Annotated in this window: 15 protein-coding genes; 8 read left to right on the top strand and 7 right to left on the bottom strand. The window is 73.0% G+C overall.

Features of this window, described 5'->3' with window-relative positions:
• Positions 1–296: 296 nt before the first annotated feature.
• The 3 genes from AB0B40_RS02750 to AB0B40_RS02740 all read right to left on the bottom strand — a co-directional run bounded on the left by AB0B40_RS02750 (position 297) and on the right by AB0B40_RS02740 (position 1,635).
• Positions 297–554 carry a hypothetical protein gene (locus AB0B40_RS02750; protein WP_345050892.1) on the bottom strand — a complete coding sequence of 86 codons (258 nt, stop codon included), beginning with the start codon at positions 552–554 and terminating at the stop codon, positions 297–299.
• A 15-nt stretch (positions 555–569) separates the two neighbouring features.
• The gene (locus AB0B40_RS02745) at positions 570–875 is read right to left on the bottom strand and encodes a hypothetical protein (protein ID WP_345050890.1); all 306 of its coding nucleotides are present in this window, start codon (positions 873–875) and stop codon (positions 570–572) included.
• Positions 876–1,053: 178 nt separating this feature from the next.
• On the bottom strand, positions 1,054–1,635 hold the full coding sequence (locus AB0B40_RS02740) for a TIGR03086 family metal-binding protein (RefSeq protein WP_362262317.1): 582 nt from the start codon (positions 1,633–1,635) through the stop codon (positions 1,054–1,056).
• Positions 1,636–1,853: 218 nt separating this feature from the next.
• On the opposite strand from AB0B40_RS02740, the gene AB0B40_RS02735 reads away from it, so the two are divergent.
• Entirely contained in the window at positions 1,854–3,086 is a 1,233-nt protein-coding gene (locus tag AB0B40_RS02735) for an MFS transporter (protein WP_345050885.1), read from the top strand.
• 169 nt (positions 3,087–3,255) lie between these two features.
• Here the strand turns inward: AB0B40_RS02735 and AB0B40_RS02730 are convergent, their stop codons facing one another.
• Entirely contained in the window at positions 3,256–4,419 is a 1,164-nt protein-coding gene (locus tag AB0B40_RS02730; protein WP_345050988.1) for a hypothetical protein, read from the bottom strand.
• Between the two features lie 32 nt (positions 4,420–4,451).
• Positions 4,452–5,393, bottom strand: a complete 942-nt coding sequence (locus AB0B40_RS02725; RefSeq protein ID WP_362262314.1) for a 5-dehydro-4-deoxyglucarate dehydratase — start codon at positions 5,391–5,393, stop codon at positions 4,452–4,454.
• 223 nt (positions 5,394–5,616) lie between these two features.
• Here AB0B40_RS02725 and AB0B40_RS02720 point away from each other — a divergent pair, with 223 nt between their 5' ends.
• The 7 genes from AB0B40_RS02720 (at position 5,617) to AB0B40_RS02690 (ending at position 12,969) form a co-directional block, all read left to right on the top strand.
• Positions 5,617–6,426 (top strand): NAD(P)-dependent oxidoreductase, encoded by an 810-nt coding sequence (locus tag AB0B40_RS02720; RefSeq protein ID WP_362262311.1) that lies wholly within the window; start codon positions 5,617–5,619, stop codon positions 6,424–6,426.
• Positions 6,427–6,755: 329 nt separating this feature from the next.
• Positions 6,756–7,526, top strand: a complete 771-nt coding sequence (locus tag AB0B40_RS02715; RefSeq protein WP_345050878.1) for a DeoR/GlpR family DNA-binding transcription regulator — start codon at positions 6,756–6,758, stop codon at positions 7,524–7,526.
• A 115-nt stretch (positions 7,527–7,641) separates the two neighbouring features.
• Positions 7,642–9,012, top strand: coding sequence for a sugar ABC transporter substrate-binding protein (locus AB0B40_RS02710; protein ID WP_345050875.1), 1,371 nt, complete (start codon positions 7,642–7,644; stop codon positions 9,010–9,012).
• Complete coding sequence (locus AB0B40_RS02705; RefSeq protein WP_345050872.1) at positions 9,009–9,944, top strand: sugar ABC transporter permease; 936 nt, start codon at positions 9,009–9,011, stop codon at positions 9,942–9,944. Before AB0B40_RS02710 ends, AB0B40_RS02705 begins: the two co-directional genes overlap by 4 nt.
• On the top strand, positions 9,941–10,786 hold the full coding sequence (locus AB0B40_RS02700; protein ID WP_362262306.1) for a carbohydrate ABC transporter permease: 846 nt from the start codon (positions 9,941–9,943) through the stop codon (positions 10,784–10,786). Before AB0B40_RS02705 ends, AB0B40_RS02700 begins: the two co-directional genes overlap by 4 nt.
• Positions 10,783–11,772, top strand: a complete 990-nt coding sequence (locus AB0B40_RS02695; RefSeq protein WP_345050867.1) for a zinc-dependent alcohol dehydrogenase family protein — start codon at positions 10,783–10,785, stop codon at positions 11,770–11,772. Before AB0B40_RS02700 ends, AB0B40_RS02695 begins: the two co-directional genes overlap by 4 nt.
• A 60-nt stretch (positions 11,773–11,832) precedes the next feature.
• Positions 11,833–12,969, top strand: coding sequence for a TerD family protein (locus tag AB0B40_RS02690; RefSeq protein ID WP_362262303.1), 1,137 nt, complete (start codon positions 11,833–11,835; stop codon positions 12,967–12,969).
• 94 nt (positions 12,970–13,063) lie between these two features.
• Here the strand turns inward: AB0B40_RS02690 and AB0B40_RS02685 are convergent, their stop codons facing one another.
• Together AB0B40_RS02685 and AB0B40_RS02680 are read right to left on the bottom strand one after the other, a co-directional pair.
• Complete coding sequence (locus tag AB0B40_RS02685; RefSeq protein ID WP_345050862.1) at positions 13,064–13,633, bottom strand: helix-turn-helix domain-containing protein; 570 nt, start codon at positions 13,631–13,633, stop codon at positions 13,064–13,066.
• An 83-nt stretch (positions 13,634–13,716) separates the two neighbouring features.
• Positions 13,717–15,168 (bottom strand): alkaline phosphatase PhoX, encoded by a 1,452-nt coding sequence (locus AB0B40_RS02680; protein WP_362262300.1) that lies wholly within the window; start codon positions 15,166–15,168, stop codon positions 13,717–13,719.
• Positions 15,169–15,308 lie beyond the last annotated feature (140 nt).

Genomic DNA, 15,308 nt, shown 5'->3' with positions numbered 1-15,308 from the left:
CGGGGCGGCTCGGACGGAGCGGGGGCTGGGGACGGCTCCGGCGGTGCGGGGGCTGGGGACGGCTCCGGCGGTGCGGGGGCCGGGGACGGCTCCGGCGGTGCGGGGCAGGGAACGGCTCCGGCGGTGCGGGGCCGGGAACGGCCCGGACGGAGCAGGGCAGGGGACGGCTCCGGCGGTGCGGGGCCGGGAACGGCTCGGACGGCGCGGGGCAGGGAACGGCTCGGACGGTGCGGATGTCGCCGCCCCGGCGGCGGCGTGCGCGGGCCGGCCACGGAGAGGGGCCGGGAAAGGTCCGGTCAGATCTCCATCACGGCGTCGCAGTCGGGGCAGACCACGGACGCGTACTCGACGGGGTACCACGGCGTCCCCGGGGACCAGGAGGCGGGCGTCGGGCGGGCCCTCTCCATGGCGAAGGTGTCCCGGCCGCAGAGCGTCCGCGGTCCGGCGGTGTCAGGCCGGCCGGGGACCGTGGGGGCGGCGTGCACCCGCCGGGGGCGCCGTTGCTCGCCGGTCCCCGGCCGGTCGGTTTCGTACACGACGACGATCTCACTCATGCCGGCCTCCGGCGGTCATCCGCGCCCGGCGCCCGGGACGGCGAGTTCACGGCCCCGGTAGAAGCCTTCGCGTTCCTCGACGACGTACGGGGCCATGGCCGCTCTGCGCTGGGCCTCCGGCTCGGAGGTCCGCCAGGAATCGCAGGCGTCCCGGGACTCCCAGAAGGACACCCCGGTGATCTCCTGCCCGTCCTCCGACCAGTACGCGTAGGCGCGGCGCAGGCCCTGCGGGGCGGGGGCCGGGCGCCATGCCCTCTCGAACTCCTCCAGCGTGCCCGGCCGCAGGCGGCGCGTCGTCACCCACACGTAGTGCTCGTCCATTGCGGCTTCCTCCGTAGCTCTGGGGCCGGCCGATGTGTGCGCGGGCCACGGGTGCGAGGTGCGTCGCGGCCCTGCTCCGGGATGACGAGCATCCGCTGGTCCGATCATGCCTGCCCGCCCGCGACGGCGCTCGTTCACAGCCTCCGGTGCGGGCGCGGCCCCCGCCGGACCGGGCCCCCTAGGGCCGCCATTCGGGATCCCGTCCGCTCAGCCCCACCGCCCGGTCGAGCAGCGGGGCACCCGCCGGAACCGGTACGACCGGGCCGAACAGTCCGTTGCCCCGGTCCGGGTCCCCGGCAGCGGCCAGCAGGAAGCCGTGGGCCGCATCCAGGGCACCCGGGTCCGGGGTGTACTCCTGGCCGGTGGCGCGGGCCAGGTCCCAGCCGTGGATCACCAGCTCGTCGGCGACGACCGCGCCGGCGACCGCGCCCGGCAGGTCCACCCCGCCGGCGCGGGTGTCCCCGGTCCAGGCCGCCGGGTCGCGCCAGGCGGCGGCCAGCTCGTCCAGTGCCTCGGGCAGCTGCTCGCGCCAGCCGGGGCCGAGGTCCCAGGGGGCGGCGTTCGGGCTGGTGTCGGTGCTCGCGCCCAGCTCCTTGCGGGCGGCGTCCCGGAAGGCCACGGACAGCGACAGCAGGTGGCTCAGCAGGTTGTGCACCGCGCAGCCCGGGCAGGGTGTGGCGGCCGTCAGCTGCTCCTCCGTGACGGCCGAAGCGAGCCGGGCGACGATGCCGGTCTGCGGACCGAGGTCGGCGGTGGTCATGGCGCACTCCTTCAGCTTCAGCGACGCGTACGTGCCGTACGAAGGGCTGACCGGCCGGCTCGCGCGAACTCATCGCCGCCGCGCCGACGGTCTCCCCCGGCGTACGGCCGCTCCCGCGTCCGCCGTACGGCTCCTGGTCGCCGGCACCGCGCCCGCCGCGGAAACCTGGGCATCCTGCCGATCCCGGGGTCACCGCCTTAGCCGCACGATGACCAGGCATGACGACTTTCCTGACCGTGCCGCGCGTGCTGCGGGACCGCGACGCGGGGCTGTATCTGACGGCGGTGGTGGTGTCCGGCTTCGGCACCTCCTCGCTGTGGCTGGCGTCGGGCGTGTGGGTGAAGGACCTGACCGGTTCCGACGGCCTGGCCGCCCTGTGCGTGGTCGCCATGTGGGTGCCCACCCTGGCCGGGCCGGCGCTCGGCACGCTCGCCGACCGGGTGCGCCGGGTGCCCCTGCTCGTGACCCTGAACCTGGGACTCGCGGCCCTGCTCCTCGTCCTCTTCGCCGTCGACTCCCCCGGCCGCCTGTGGCTGCTGTACGCCGTCCTGCTGGTGTACGGCGCCGCCGGCACGGTTCACGACGCCGCCGAGTCGGCGCTGGTCACCGCCGCGGTCGGCCCCGGCCTGCTGGGCGACTTCAACGGGCTGCGGATGACGGTCACCGAGGGGATGAAGCTCGTCGCCCCGCTGACCGGTGCCGGGCTCTACGCGGCCTACGGCGGCCCGGCCGTGGCCTGTCTGGACGCGGCCAGCTTCGTGCTCGCGGCCGGGGTGTACCGCCTGCTCCGGGTGCGCGAGGAGCGACCCGTCAGGTCCGGCACCGGCTGGTGGCGGGAGACCGCCGAGGGTGCCCGGTACCTGTGGGGGCACCCGGAGCTGCGCCCGCTGGTCCGGGCGGGCGGCGTCACGATGCTGCTCGCCGCTCTGAGCAGCCCGACGGGCTACGCCGTGGTCGACCGGCTCGGCCACTCCCCCGCCTATCTGGGCGTGCTGTACGCCGCCCAGGGCGTCGGCTCGGTGGCCACCGGGCTGCTCGCCGGGCCGGCGCTTCGGCGACTGGGCGCGCGGCGGTTCGCGGCGGCCGGGATCGCGCTGACGGGGGCCGCGGTGGTGGCACGGGCCGTGCCGTGGGACCCGGTGGCGCTGGCGTCCGGCATGGCGAGCGGCCTGGGACTTCCCTGCGTACTGATCGCCGCGCTCACCGCGGTCCAGCAGGAGACCCCCGGCCCGCTGCTCGGCCGGGCGACGGCGACCGCCAACACGCTGATGTTCACCCCCAACGTGCTCGGGCTGGCCGCCGGTGCCGGCCTGGTGGTACTGGCCGGTCCCGGGCTGCTGCTGCCGTGCTACGGCCTGGCGCTGCTCGGGGCGGCCTTCCTCCTGCCCCGGCGAGCGAACAGGGCCGCCGGCACCACGGCGAGCTCCCCGTCCGGCGCGAGCCCGCCGTGACACGGCGCGGCCCCGTGCCACCCTCGGCACCCGCACGTGCCGCATCCGCCGCGAGCGTGCCGCATCCGCCGCCCCACGGCCTGGCCCCGCTCGGGACGGCCACCTCTGCCGGCTCGGCGGCGGAACGGCGACACTCCCGGCTCGGCCACGGAACGGCCGCCCTGCCGGCTCAGCGGGTGGACAGGGCCGTGCGTACCGCGGCGAGGTCGCCGTCCGACGCGAGGCCGGCGTGATAGAGCCGCAGTTCCGTGGCGCCTTCGGCGCGCGCGCGTGCCGCGTCCGCCGCGAGCGTGCCGGGGCTGCCGCCCATGCCCGTGACGACCGTGAGGTTGGCGGCCAGCACCGTCCCCTCCCGCGCGTGTCCGGCGAAGGGCGCCAGCAGGGCCGTACCCCCCGTGCAGGGCACCACCACGCCGTCGGCCACGGAGAGGATGTGGGCGGGGTCGACGCCCACGTTGGCGCCGCAGTGGTAGGAGACCGGGTCGGCGTGCAGCAGGACGCGGAAGCCGTCGGGTGCGGCGGCGCGTACGGCGGCGACGGCCTCCTCCTGGAGGGTGCGGGCGGTCTCCTCGCGCCACGCGCGCGTGGCGGCCGCCGTGTCCTCGCCGAGCAGCTTCCCGACGGTGGGCCAGCCCTCGTCGCCGGCCGTGCCGCGCCACAGCGGCTCCAGCGCCTCGCGCACGGCCGCCGCCAGCGCGCCGGCGTCCAGGCCCTGTGCGCCGTAGCCGGTCCGGCAGGACGGGCAGAAGCACAGGGACATCAGGTACTGGCCGGCGTCGCCGAGGCCGACGCCCGCGGTCTTGTCGTGGGCGTGCAGGTGCTGCAGCCCGTACCAGCCGAGGGACTCCAGTTCGGTGCCCCGCGCGCCGGGGCGTACGGCCGCCTCGGCGGCCAGGTCGGTCAGGTACGCGCGCGTGGCGGGCTGGGCGATGCAGGGTGCCCACGGGTAGCGGTCGCCGTAGGCGTTGACGACCGAGGTGTCGGGATGCTCCGAGCCCAGCCGGGAGTTGTGGGCGAGCACGACCCAGGTGTGCACCTCCAGGCCGACCGCGGCGAGGGCCTCGGCGGCCTCCCCGTAGGCGTTGCCGGGGGCCCAGCGGCCGGCGGGGTAGGGCCGCAGGCCGCGGCCCGCCCAGCGGTCGCCCGGCGGGTACAGGACGGCCGCGTACTCGGCGGTGACGATGCGGTGGCGCGGGTGGTGCGGGGTCAGCGCGCGGGTGGAGTGGTAGGCGGCGGCGAGCGTGACCTGCCCGACGCCGAGCCCGGCGATGCGCGCGGGGGCCTCGGGGTCGCCGTTGACGTCCCAGGGGTAGACGAACGCCGATGCCTTCACGCGCCCCGGCTCCGGGGCCGGGCCGTGCTCGCTCACGCGTCCTCCTCCAGCAGGGCCAGTCCCCGCTCGATCAGCTGGGCGAGTTGTTTGACGTGCTCCTCCGCCGGCTCGTGCAGCGGGGGCCGGACCTCGCCGACGTCCAGGCCGCGCAGCCGTACGCCCGCCTTGACGAGGGAGACGGCGTAGCCGCGGCCCTGGGCGCGCAGTTCCACGAACGGGCCGTAGAAGCCGTCCAGGAGGCGCCGCAGGGTGGCCGAGTCGCCCGCGGTCAGGGCCCGGTGGTAGGCGAGGGCGATTTCGGGGGCGAAGCAGAAGACGGCCGAGGAGTACAGGGTGACGCCGAGGGCGTGGTAGGCGAGCTGGGTCTGCTCGGCGGTGGGCAGGCCGTTGAAGTAGAGGAACTCGCCGGGGACTTCGGTGCGGACGGCACTGAGGATCCGCTGCATCAGGCCGAGGTCGCCGAGGCCGTCCTTGAGGCCGGTGATCCCGTCGGTGCGGGCGAGTTCCACCACCGTCCGCGGGGTGAAGACGGCGTTGTCGCGCTGGTAGACGATCACCGGCAGGGCGGTGGCCGCGGCGACCTCGCGGTAGTGCCGCAGCAGGCCCTCCTGGCCGGCGACGACCAGGTACGGGGGCATGGCGAGGATGCCGTCGGCGCCCGCCGCCTCGGCGAGGCGCGCGTAGCGGACGGCGAGCGCGGTGCCGTAGCCGGCCCCGGCGACCACCGGGACGCGTCCGCCGGCCGCCTCCACGGTCACCCGGACGCAGGCCTCGAACTCCTCCGGCAGCAGCGCGTGGAACTCCCCGGTGCCGCAGCAGGCGAACACGGCGGCGGCGCCGGCCGCGATCCCTTGGCGCACATGGGTGCGGTAGACGTCGAGGTCGGGCGAGCCATCGGGGCCGTAGGCCGTGACGGGGAAGAAGAGCGGCCCGCCCGGATCGCGGAGCCGGGCGGCGAGAGGGGCAGGCGTCACGGGCGCTCCCTGTCGGTGCATGTCTCTGATCGGCGTCTATATTTCTGAACACCCTCACGCTACGGGCCCGTACGGGAGCGGGTCAAGCGCACGTACGGGCGACGCGGCGCCGGATTCTCCCCAGCCAAGGCCCACTTGACGAGGCGGATCACCGCTCCTTAGCGTGTCCACACATATGAACCACACCCATGCATGCGACCGTTGATGTCAAGGAGATCGTAGGATGCCCGCTCCCCGCACCCTCCTGCTCACCGGCGCCGCCGGCGGACTCGGCACCCTGATGCGGTCCCTGCTGCCGGAGTACGGCTACACGCTGCGCCTGTTCGACGTCCGCCCGATCGAGGGCGAGCCGGACGCGGTCACCGCGGACCTCGGCGACAGGGAGGCCCTGCGCGAGGCGGTGCGGGGCGTGGACGCGATCCTGCACCTCGCGGGCATCTCCCTGGAAGCACCCTTCGAGAAGATCCTGAAGTCGAACATCGAGGGCACCTACAACCTGTACGAGGCCGCCCGCCAGGAGGGCGTGCCGCGGATCGTCTTCGCCTCCTCCAACCACGCCGTCGGCTTCACACCGGCCCCGCGCGCGGGTGAGCCGCCGATCCCGGTCGACACCCCGCACCGTCCGGACACCTTCTACGGGCTGTCCAAGTCCTTCGGCGAGGACCTGGCCCAGCTCTACTGGGACAAGCACGGCCTGGAGACCGTCTCCGTGCGCATCGGCTCCTGTTTCCCGGAGCCCACCAGCGTCCGCATGCTCTCGGTGTGGATGAGCCCGGCCGACGGCGCCCGCCTCTTCCACGCGGCCCTGACCGCCGGGGACGTCGGCCACACGGTCGTCTACGGCTCCTCCGCCAACACCCGCCTGTGGTGGGACCTCGGCAGCGCGCGGGCGCTCGGCTACGAGCCGCGGGACGACTCCGAGCCGTACGCGGCGAAGCTCGTCGCCGAGCACGGCGAACTGGACCCGGACAACCCGGCCCACAGCCACCTGGGCGGGCACTTCGTGACCGACCCGCCGATCTGGCCGTACTGAGCCGTACTGGGCCGTGCTGAGCCGTACTGAGCCGTACTGAGCCGACCGGCGCCCTCGGGCGGGTCGCGGCGGAACCCCTGTGCGAGACCCCGGTACGAGCGGTCGGGCACCGAACGGGCCCGCCCGCAGCCGTGTCCGGGCACCGGGCGTGCCCGTTCCCACCCCGTCCGGGACAGCCGCGCAGGTCCGCGGCGGGCACGGCCCGCGCGGAACGGGCCCAACCGGGCAGGATCGGGCACTCAACAGACCTGGTCAGCGTCGCGCACCGACGGTAGAACTTTCCCCCATGGGCCCGAACGGGCAGTTCCACGGGGAAAGTGGGTGACGACATGAGCACGTGGACCACGGAGGAACGCCGACGCGAGATCGTGCGGACCGCACGCGCCACCGGCTCGGTGGACGTCACCGCGCTCGCCACCCGACTGGGCGTGGCCAAGGAGACCATCCGCCGCGACCTGCGCGCGCTGGAGGACCACGGCCTGGTCCGCCGCACCCACGGCGGCGCCTATCCGGTGGAGAGCGCCGGCTTCGAGACGACGCTCGCCTTCCGCGCCACCAGCCATGTGCCCGAGAAGCGCCGGATCGCCGCCGCGGCGGCCGACCTGCTGGGCGACGCCGAGACGGTGTTCGTCGACGAGGGCTTCACCCCACAGCTCATCGCCGAGACCCTGCCGCGGGACCGGCCACTGACCGTGGTCACCGCGTCCCTGCCGGTGGCGGGCGCCCTGGCGGAGGCGGACCAGGTCTCCGTGCTGCTGCTCGGCGGCCGGGTCCGTCCGGGCACCCTGGCCACCGTCGACCACTGGACGACGAAGATGCTGGCCGGCTTCGTGATCGACCTCGCCTACATCGGGGCCAACGGCATCTCCCGCGAGTACGGCCTGACCACTCCCGACCCCGCGGTCAGCGAGGTGAAGGCGCAGGCCGTCCGGGCCGCCCGCCGCACGGTCTTCGCGGGCGTGCACACCAAGTTCGGCGCGGTCAGCTTCTGCCGCTTCGCGGAGATCGGCGCGCTGGAGACGATCGTGACCAGCACCCTCCTGCCGACCGCCGAGGCCCATCGCTACTCCCTGCTGGGCCCGCAGGTCATCCGGGTCTGATCCCCGGGCCCGGCCTGCCGCCGGAGCCGCCCCTCAGACGCGCCCCTTCACCCTTCGAGCGTCCACTATGTCCATATATTCCCCTTTCACGCCCTCATACCTCCAGGAGCGATCCATGCGCACCCCGAGCCGACGGAGGCCGCGAGCCGCACTGGTCGCGACCGCCGCAGGGACGCTGCTCGCCCCGCTGCTCTCCGGCTGCTGGGCCGGTGCGGGCGGGACCGGTTCCGGCGGCGACGCCATCAACGTCCTGATGGTCAACAACCCGCAGATGACCGAGTTGCAGAAGCTGACCGCCGCCCACTTCACCAAGGAGACCGGCATCAAGGTCAACTTCACCGTCCTGCCCGAGAACGACGTCCGCGACAAGATCAGCCAGGACTTCGCCAACCAGGCGGGCCAGTACGACGTCGCCACGCTGTCCAACTACGAGATACCGATCTACGCCCGCAACGGCTGGCTGCGCGAGATGGACCCGTACGTCGCGAAGGACCCCTCGTACGACGAGCGGGACGTCCTCGAACCGATGCGCGAGTCCCTGACCGGCAACGACGGCAAGCTCTACGGCCAGCCCTTCTACGGCGAGTCGTCCTTCCTCATGTACCGCAAGGACGTCTTCGCCGCGAAGGGCCTGACGATGCCCGCCCACCCCACCTGGCAGCAGGTGGCCGACCTCGCGGCCGAGACGGACGGCGCCCGCTCCGGCATGCGGGGCATCTGCCTGCGCGGGCTGCCCGGCTGGGGCGAGGTGATGGCACCGCTGACCACCGTCGTGAACACCTTCGGGGGCACCTGGTTCGACAAGGACTGGAAGGCACGGCTCGACTCCCCCGCCTTCAAGAAGGCGACCAAGTTCTACGTCGGCCTCGTCCGCGAGCACGGCGAGTCCGGCGCCGCCCAGTCCGGCTTCGCCGAGTGCCTGAACAACATGACCCAGGGCAAGGTCGCCATGTGGTACGACGCGACCTCCGCGGCCGGCCTGCTGGAGGCGAACGGATCACCGGTCAAGGGCAAGCTCGGCTACGCCCCCGCGCCCGTGGAGCGGACGAAGTCCTCCGGCTGGCTCTACACCTGGGCCTGGGGCATCCAGCAGGCCTCCCGCAATCCGGACAAGGCGTGGAAGTTCGTCTCCTGGGCGTCCGGCAAGGGCTATGAGCAACTGGTCGGCAGGACCAGCGGCTGGTCCGACGTCCCGGCGGGCAAGCGGGCGTCGACGTACACCAACGCCGCCTACCGGACGTCCGCCGCCGCCTTCCAGGAGATGACCAAGGAGGCCATCGAGAGCAGCCGCCCGAACGACCCCGGCGTCCAGCCGCGCCCCGCGCCAGGCATCCAGTTCGTCGGCATCCCCGAGTTCACCGATCTCGGCACCAAGGTCTCCCAGGAGATCAGTTCGGCCATCGCCGGACGGCAGTCCGTCGACTCGGCCCTGAAGAAGTCGCAAGCGCTCGCCGAGCGCATCTCCAAGGAGTACGAGGGACGATGACCGCGACAACAGCGCCGTACGCGGCGACACCGGCACGCGCCACCCGGCGGCCCCCCGCCCGCCTGCGCGCCTGGGCCACCCGGGCCCCCCTCCTGCCCGCCCTCGTCTTCATGATCCTGGTGACCCAGCTGCCGTTCGTGGCCACGCTGGTGATCTCCTTCTTCGACTGGAACGCCCTCTACCCGAAGGCCCGCCGCTTCACCGGCGTCGACAACTACCGCCAGGTCCTCACCGACGCCGACCTGCGCCACTCGGTGTGGACGACCGTGCTGCTGACGGTCACGGTGGTCCTGGTCAGCCTGGTCCTCGGCCTGGCACTGGCGCTGCTGCTGAACCACAGGTTCCGCGGCCGGGGCGTCGTCCGCACCCTGCTGATCGCCCCCTTCCTGGTGGTCCCGGTGGCCGCCGCCCTGCTGTGGAAGCACGTCCTGTACAACCCCGAATACGGCCTGCTCAACGGTCTGTTGCACTACGTCGGCGGCCCACAGCCCGACTGGATCTCGCGCACGCCGCTGCTGGCGGTCGAAGCCTCCCTGGTGTGGCAGTGGACGCCGTTCATGATGCTGATCCTGCTCGCCGGTCTGCAGAGCCGTGACCCCGAGCAGATCGAGGCCGCGCGCGTGGACGGCGCGAGCGACTGGCAGGTCTTCCGCCATCTGACGCTCCCGCACCTGCGCCGCTACCTCGAACTCGGCGCCCTGCTGGGCTCGATCTACATCGTCCAGAACTTCGACGCGGTCTTCACGATCACCTCCGGCGGCCTGGGCACCGCCAACCTCCCCTACACCGTCTACCAGAGCTTCTACCAGGCCCACGAGAACGGCCTCGCCTCGGCCGCAGGCGTCCTGGTGGTCATCGGCTCGATCATCATCGCGACCTTCGCCCTGCGCGTGGTGTCGTCCCTGTTCCGCGAGGAGGTGTCCCGCGCATGAGCGGTATCGCCGTGACGTTCAGAAGGCACCGGGGGCTGGGCGTCGGCCTGGTGGCCTGGCTGGCCGGCATCGTCTTCTTCCTGCCCATCGCCTGGATGGCGCTGACCTCCTTCCACTCCGAGGCGGACGCGGCGACCAACCCGCCCTCCTTCGGCGCCGCCCTCACCCTCGACGGCTACCGCGAGTTCTTCGGCAGCGGCGGCGGGGCGAGCCCCTGGCCGGCACTGATCAACTCGACGGTCGCTTCGCTGGTCTCGACGCTGTGCGTGCTGCTCCTCGCCCTGCCGGCGGCGTACGCGCTGTCGATCCGGCGGGTGCGCAAGTGGACGGACGTCCTGTTCTTCTTCCTGTCCACGAAGATGCTGCCGGTCGTGGCCGGCCTGCTGCCGATCTACCTGTTCGCGAAGAACACCGGGATGCTGGACAACATCTGGCTGCTGGTCATCCTCTACACCTCCATGAACCTGCCGATCGCGGTGTGGATGATGCAGTCGTTCCTCGCCGAGGTCCCGGTGGCGGTGATCGAGGCGGCGCAGATCGACGGCGCCCGGCTGCCGACGATCCTCGCGCGCGTGGTGGCCCCGATCGCCCTGCCCGGCATCGCCGCCACGGCCCTGATCTGCTTCATCTTCAGCTGGAACGAACTGCTCTTCGCCCGGGTCCTCACCGGCGTGGTCGCCGAGACCGCCCCGGTCTTCCTGACCGGCTTCATCACCAGCCAGGGCCTGTTCCTGGCCAAGGTGTGCGCCGCGTCGCTCGTGATCTCCCTGCCGGTGCTCGCCGCGGGGTTCGCCGCCCAGGACAAGCTGGTCCAGGGCCTGTCGTTGGGAGCCGTGAAATGAAGGCCGCCGTCATCGAGTCCGTGGGCCGCGCCGTCGTCACCGAGGTCCCCGACCCGACGCCCGGGCCCCGCGAGGTCGTCGTCGAGGTCGCCGCCTGCGGCCTGTGCGGCACGGACCTGCACATCCTCCAGGGCGAGTTCGCGCCCAAGCTGCCGATCGTCCCCGGGCACGAGTTCGCCGGCGAGGTCGTCGGCGTCGGCACCCGGGTGACGGAGGTGGCGGTCGGTGACCGGGTGGCCGTGGACCCCTCGCTCTACTGCTACGAGTGCCGCTACTGCCGTACCGGCCACAACAACCTGTGCGAGCGGTGGGCCGCCATCGGCGTGACGACGGCGGGCGGGGCCGCGCGGTACGCGCTCGCCCCCGTGGCGAACTGCGTGAAGCTGCCCGAGCACGTGCGTACCGAGGACGCGGCACTGGTGGAGCCCCTGTCCTGCGCGGTGCGCGGCTACGACGTGCTCCGGTCCCGCCTGGGCGCCCACGTGCTGATCTACGGCTCCGGGACCATGGGCCTGATGATGCTGGAGCTGGCCAAGCGGACCGGCGCCGCGAGCGTGGACGTGGTCGACATCAACCCGGCCCGTCTGGAGACGGCCCGTGGGCTCGGCGTCTCGGGCGCGGCCGGCAGCGCCGACGAACTGGTCCGGCCGCACGGCTGGGACGTGGTGGTGGACGCGACCGGCAACGCGGCGGCGATCCAGGACGGCCTGGACCGGGTGGCGAAGGCGGGCACGTTCCTGCAGTTCGGGGTGGCCGACTACGCGACCCGGGTGACGATCGACCCGTACCGGATCTACAACCAGGAGATCACGATCACCGGCTCCATGGCCGTGCTGCACAGCTTCGAGCGGGCGGCGGAGCTGTTCGCGAACGGCGTCCTGGACCCCGACGTGTTCATCAGCGACCGGATCCCGCTGGAGCGGTACCCGCAGGCGCTGGAGCAGTTCGCGTCGGGCGTGGGGCGGAAGATCGTCGTGGTGCCGTAGGCCGTCCGGTCGGTAAGGGAACGGTAAAGCGGTGTCGTTCGTTCACCCGGCATGACAGCTATGACCCCTGGCTCGAACATCCCTCTCCCGGCCGCGCGCGTGACGGTGGACGTCTCCGCTCCGGTGCGGCTCGATGTGTCGGGCCTGCTGCTCACCGCCGACGGCAAGGTGCGTTCCGACGACGACTTCATCTTCTACAACCAGCCCACGGGCCCGGGCGTGACGTACCGCTCCGGTGGCGGTACGGCTCCGGACGCGGTCACCGTCGACACCGCGGCCGTGCCGCCGGAGATCGAGAAGATCGTCGTCACGGCCAGTCCGGACGCCGCCGGACAGACCTTCCAGGGCATCGAGCCGACGGCCACGATCCGGGAGGCGGACGGCGGCGCCGTGCTGGCGACGTTCACCCCGCCGCAGCTCGGCGCGGAGACCGCGCTGGTGGTCGTGGAGGTCTACCGCAGGGGCGGCCAGTGGAAGGCGCGGGCCGTCGGGCAGGGGTACGCCGACGGGCTCGCGGGTATCGCCACCGACTTCGGCGTGACGGTGGAGGAGCCGGCCGCCGCCCCTGCCGCCCCGCCGCAGCCGGCGGCCCCGCCCGCCGCCCCGGTGCCGGGCGCCGGGAAGATCAACCTGGACAAGGGCCGGGTCAGCCTCCAGAAGAACCAGACCGTGTCCCTCGTCAAGGGCGGCCGGCCCCTGCTGTCCCGGGTACAGATGGGCCTCGGCTGGGAGCCGGCGTTCGGCGGCAGGGACATCGACCTGGACGCCTCGGTCATCGCCTACGGGCCGTTGCGCAACCACATCGACAGCTGCTACTTCGGCAAGCTGACGATCCTGAACGGCGCGGTGAAGCACTCCGGGGACAACCTGACCGGTGAGGGCGGTGGCGACGACGAGGTCATCGTGGTCGACCTCGGCCGCCTCCCCCAGGAGGTCACCGGTCTGGTCTTCACGGTGAACTCCTTCTCCGGCCAGAAGTTCACGGAGGTCGCCAAGGCGTACTGCCGGCTGGTCGACCCGGCGACGGGCGAGGAGCTGGTCCGCTTCGACCTCACCGGCGCGGAGGCCCGGACGGGCGTCCTGATGGCCAAGCTCATCCGCCAGTTCTCCGGCGAGTGGGACATGACGGCGATCGGCGAGTTCGTGAAGGCGCGGACCGTACGGAACATGGTGGAACCGGGGGCCAAGGCCCTGTAACGGGGACGGGAGTGGCCGCGGGCCGGTCGCGCGGTTCCCCGTGTCCCCGGGGAACCGCGGTGCCGCCGGGTGCGCCGCCCGCCGCCGCGCCCCCTCAGCCGGCCCGCAGTCCCTCGTTCAGCAGGCTCAGATAGCGTCGGATCTCCGGCTCTCCCGCCCCCGCCAGCTCCGCGGCCGAGGCCACGCCGTGCACCAGGCGCAGCACCTCGATCGGCTCCACGTCGCCTCGTAGCGCGCCCCGCGCCTGCGCCGCCCGCACCAGCCGGGCCGCCGCGCCCTTCACCGTGGTCGCGCACGCCGTCAGCGCCAACGCGCCGCCGCCCGTCACCGCCGAGCCGAGCAGGGCCTTCATCCCCCGCACCTGAAGCGTGCCGACAACCAGCTCGTACAGCCACTCACCGAGCGCCTCGCCCGGCGGGAGTTCCGTCGCCAGTTCGTCGGCCCGTGCCCCCAGCGCCTCGATCCGGTCCACGTACGCCGCCTCCAGCAGCGCCTGCCGGGTCGGGAAGTGCCGGTAGAGCGTGCCCGAGCCGACGCCCGCCCGTTTGGCGATGTCGTCGAGTGACGCGCTCTCCCCGTGCTCGGCGAAGGCCTGCGCCGCCACCTTCAGCAACCGCTCGTAGTTCCGCCGAGCATCGGCGCGCATGGGCCTGCCCTGCGTCATCCACCCACTCCTAGCAGACCGGGGACTCTCTCCGTAGCTTATCGAGCACCGACGGAGACAGTCCCCGGGCCACCTGGTGCGCTCTAGCGCTTGTGCCGCTTCCAGGGCCCGGTGATGGCGAGCATGATGCCGGGGGTCTGGATGTTGGCGAACAGGGTCCGGCCGTCGGGCGAGAAGGTGACGCCGGTGAACTCGCTGTACTCGGGCTCCTCCGCGGTGCCGATGTTCAGCTCGTTGCGGGCGATCGGGTAGGTCCGGCCGCTCTCGGTGGCGCCGAACAGGTGCTGGATGCCCTCGCCGTCCTCGGCGATGACGAGGCCGCCGTAGGGGGAGACGGTGATGTTGTCGGGGCCGTCGAAGGCGCCGTCCTCGGACGGGGCGGGGTTCACCCCGAGCAGCACCTTCAGCGTGAGCGTGCGGCGCTTGGGGTCGTAGAACCAGACCTGGCCGTCGTGCTGGACCGGGCTCTCCTGGCGGGCGAAGGAGGAGACGACGTAGACGCCGCCGTCGCCCCACCACATGCCCTCCAGCTTGCGGGCGCGGGTGACCTGGCCGTCGGTGAACTGCTTGCGCACCGACACGGTCCTGGCGTCACGGTCGGGGACGTCCACCCAGTCCACGCCGTAGACGGTCCCGGTCTTCGTGGCGCGGGACAGGTCGTCCACGAACTTGCCGCCGGAGTCGAAGCACCTGAACGCCTGGAGCACGCCCGCGTCGTCGGCGAGGGTGCGGAGCATGCCGCGGCCGTGGCGGAAGCCGTGCGGCGGGGTCCAGCGGTAGAAGAGGCCGTTGGGGCCGGCGGCGTCCTCGGTCAGGAAGAGGTGGCCGCGCTTGGGGTCGACGACGACGGCCTCGTGGGCGTAGCGGCCGAGCGCCTTGACCGGCTTGGGGTCGCGGTTGGCCCGGCGGTCCTCCGGGTCGACCTCGAAGACATAGCCATGGTCCTTGGTGAAGCCGTTCTTGCCGGCCTTGTCCTCGGTCTCCTCGCAGGTCAGCCAGGTGCCCCACGGGGTCCGGCCGCCCGCGCAGTTGGTGGCGGTGCCGGCGATTCCCACCCACTCGGCGACATGGCCACCGCGGCGGACCTCCACGACGGTGCAGCCGCCGGCCGCGCCCGGGTCGTAGACGAGGCCCTCGGTCAGCGGCACCGGGTGCGGCCAGTTGGCGCGGGCGCCGGCCAGCTCGTGGTTGTTGACGAGCAGGGTGGCGCCGCGGGGGCCGTCGAAGGTGGCGGTGCCGTCGTGGTTGGACGGGGTGAACTCGCCGGACTCCAGCTTGGTCCTGCCGCTGTACGTGATGATCTCGTACGTGAAACCGGCGGGCAGGGCGAGGATGCCGTCCGGGTCGGGCACCAGCGGGCCGTAGCCGACACCGTGGTGGTGGCCCCCGTGCGCGGACTCGGCCTCGGCGCTCTCGGTGTCCGTGGCCGCGAGGGCGTTCGGCGCGGTGGCGAGGGCGCCGACGCTGCCCGCCAGGGCGACCCCGGCACCGGTGATCGCGGATATTGTGGCGAAGTCCCTGCGGGTGAGCGACATGATGTCTCCTGTGACGACGGTGTTCGTGCCGTGGAGTGTGGGGGCCTCGGTTCGGCGCACACGCTCCCGCCCCATCGTGAACGGGAGTTGAACGCCGGGCCACCGCTCGGGCGCCTGTTCCATGAATCCGTATGCGACGG

Origin of the sequence: Streptomyces sp. NPDC042638 (assembly GCF_040647235.1) — a bacterium.
Classification (GTDB): Bacteria; Actinomycetota; Actinomycetes; order Streptomycetales; family Streptomycetaceae; genus Streptomyces; species Streptomyces rameus.
Note: the sequence above shows the minus strand (reverse complement) of the source record. Positions and strands in the feature narration are given on the sequence as shown.

Excerpts from the sequence above, each read along its gene's own strand:
- AB0B40_RS02750 (WP_345050892.1), bottom strand. The coding sequence starts at position 554 with ATGAGTGAGATCGTCGTCGTGTACGAAACCGACCGGCCGGGGACCGGC.
- AB0B40_RS02745 (WP_345050890.1), bottom strand. The coding sequence starts at position 875 with ATGGACGAGCACTACGTGTGGGTGACGACGCGCCGCCTGCGGCCGGGC.
- AB0B40_RS02740 (WP_362262317.1), bottom strand. The coding sequence starts at position 1,635 with ATGACCACCGCCGACCTCGGTCCGCAGACCGGCATCGTCGCCCGGCTC.
- AB0B40_RS02735 (WP_345050885.1), top strand. The coding sequence starts at position 1,854 with ATGACGACTTTCCTGACCGTGCCGCGCGTGCTGCGGGACCGCGACGCG.
- AB0B40_RS02720 (WP_362262311.1), top strand. The coding sequence starts at position 5,617 with ATGCCCGCTCCCCGCACCCTCCTGCTCACCGGCGCCGCCGGCGGACTC.
- AB0B40_RS02715 (WP_345050878.1), top strand. The coding sequence starts at position 6,756 with ATGAGCACGTGGACCACGGAGGAACGCCGACGCGAGATCGTGCGGACC.
- AB0B40_RS02710 (WP_345050875.1), top strand. The coding sequence starts at position 7,642 with ATGCGCACCCCGAGCCGACGGAGGCCGCGAGCCGCACTGGTCGCGACC.
- AB0B40_RS02705 (WP_345050872.1), top strand. The coding sequence starts at position 9,009 with ATGACCGCGACAACAGCGCCGTACGCGGCGACACCGGCACGCGCCACC.
- AB0B40_RS02700 (WP_362262306.1), top strand. The coding sequence starts at position 9,941 with ATGAGCGGTATCGCCGTGACGTTCAGAAGGCACCGGGGGCTGGGCGTC.
- AB0B40_RS02695 (WP_345050867.1), top strand. The coding sequence starts at position 10,783 with ATGAAGGCCGCCGTCATCGAGTCCGTGGGCCGCGCCGTCGTCACCGAG.
- AB0B40_RS02690 (WP_362262303.1), top strand. The coding sequence starts at position 11,833 with ATGACCCCTGGCTCGAACATCCCTCTCCCGGCCGCGCGCGTGACGGTG.
- AB0B40_RS02685 (WP_345050862.1), bottom strand. The coding sequence starts at position 13,633 with ATGACGCAGGGCAGGCCCATGCGCGCCGATGCTCGGCGGAACTACGAG.
- AB0B40_RS02680 (WP_362262300.1), bottom strand. The coding sequence starts at position 15,168 with ATGTCGCTCACCCGCAGGGACTTCGCCACAATATCCGCGATCACCGGT.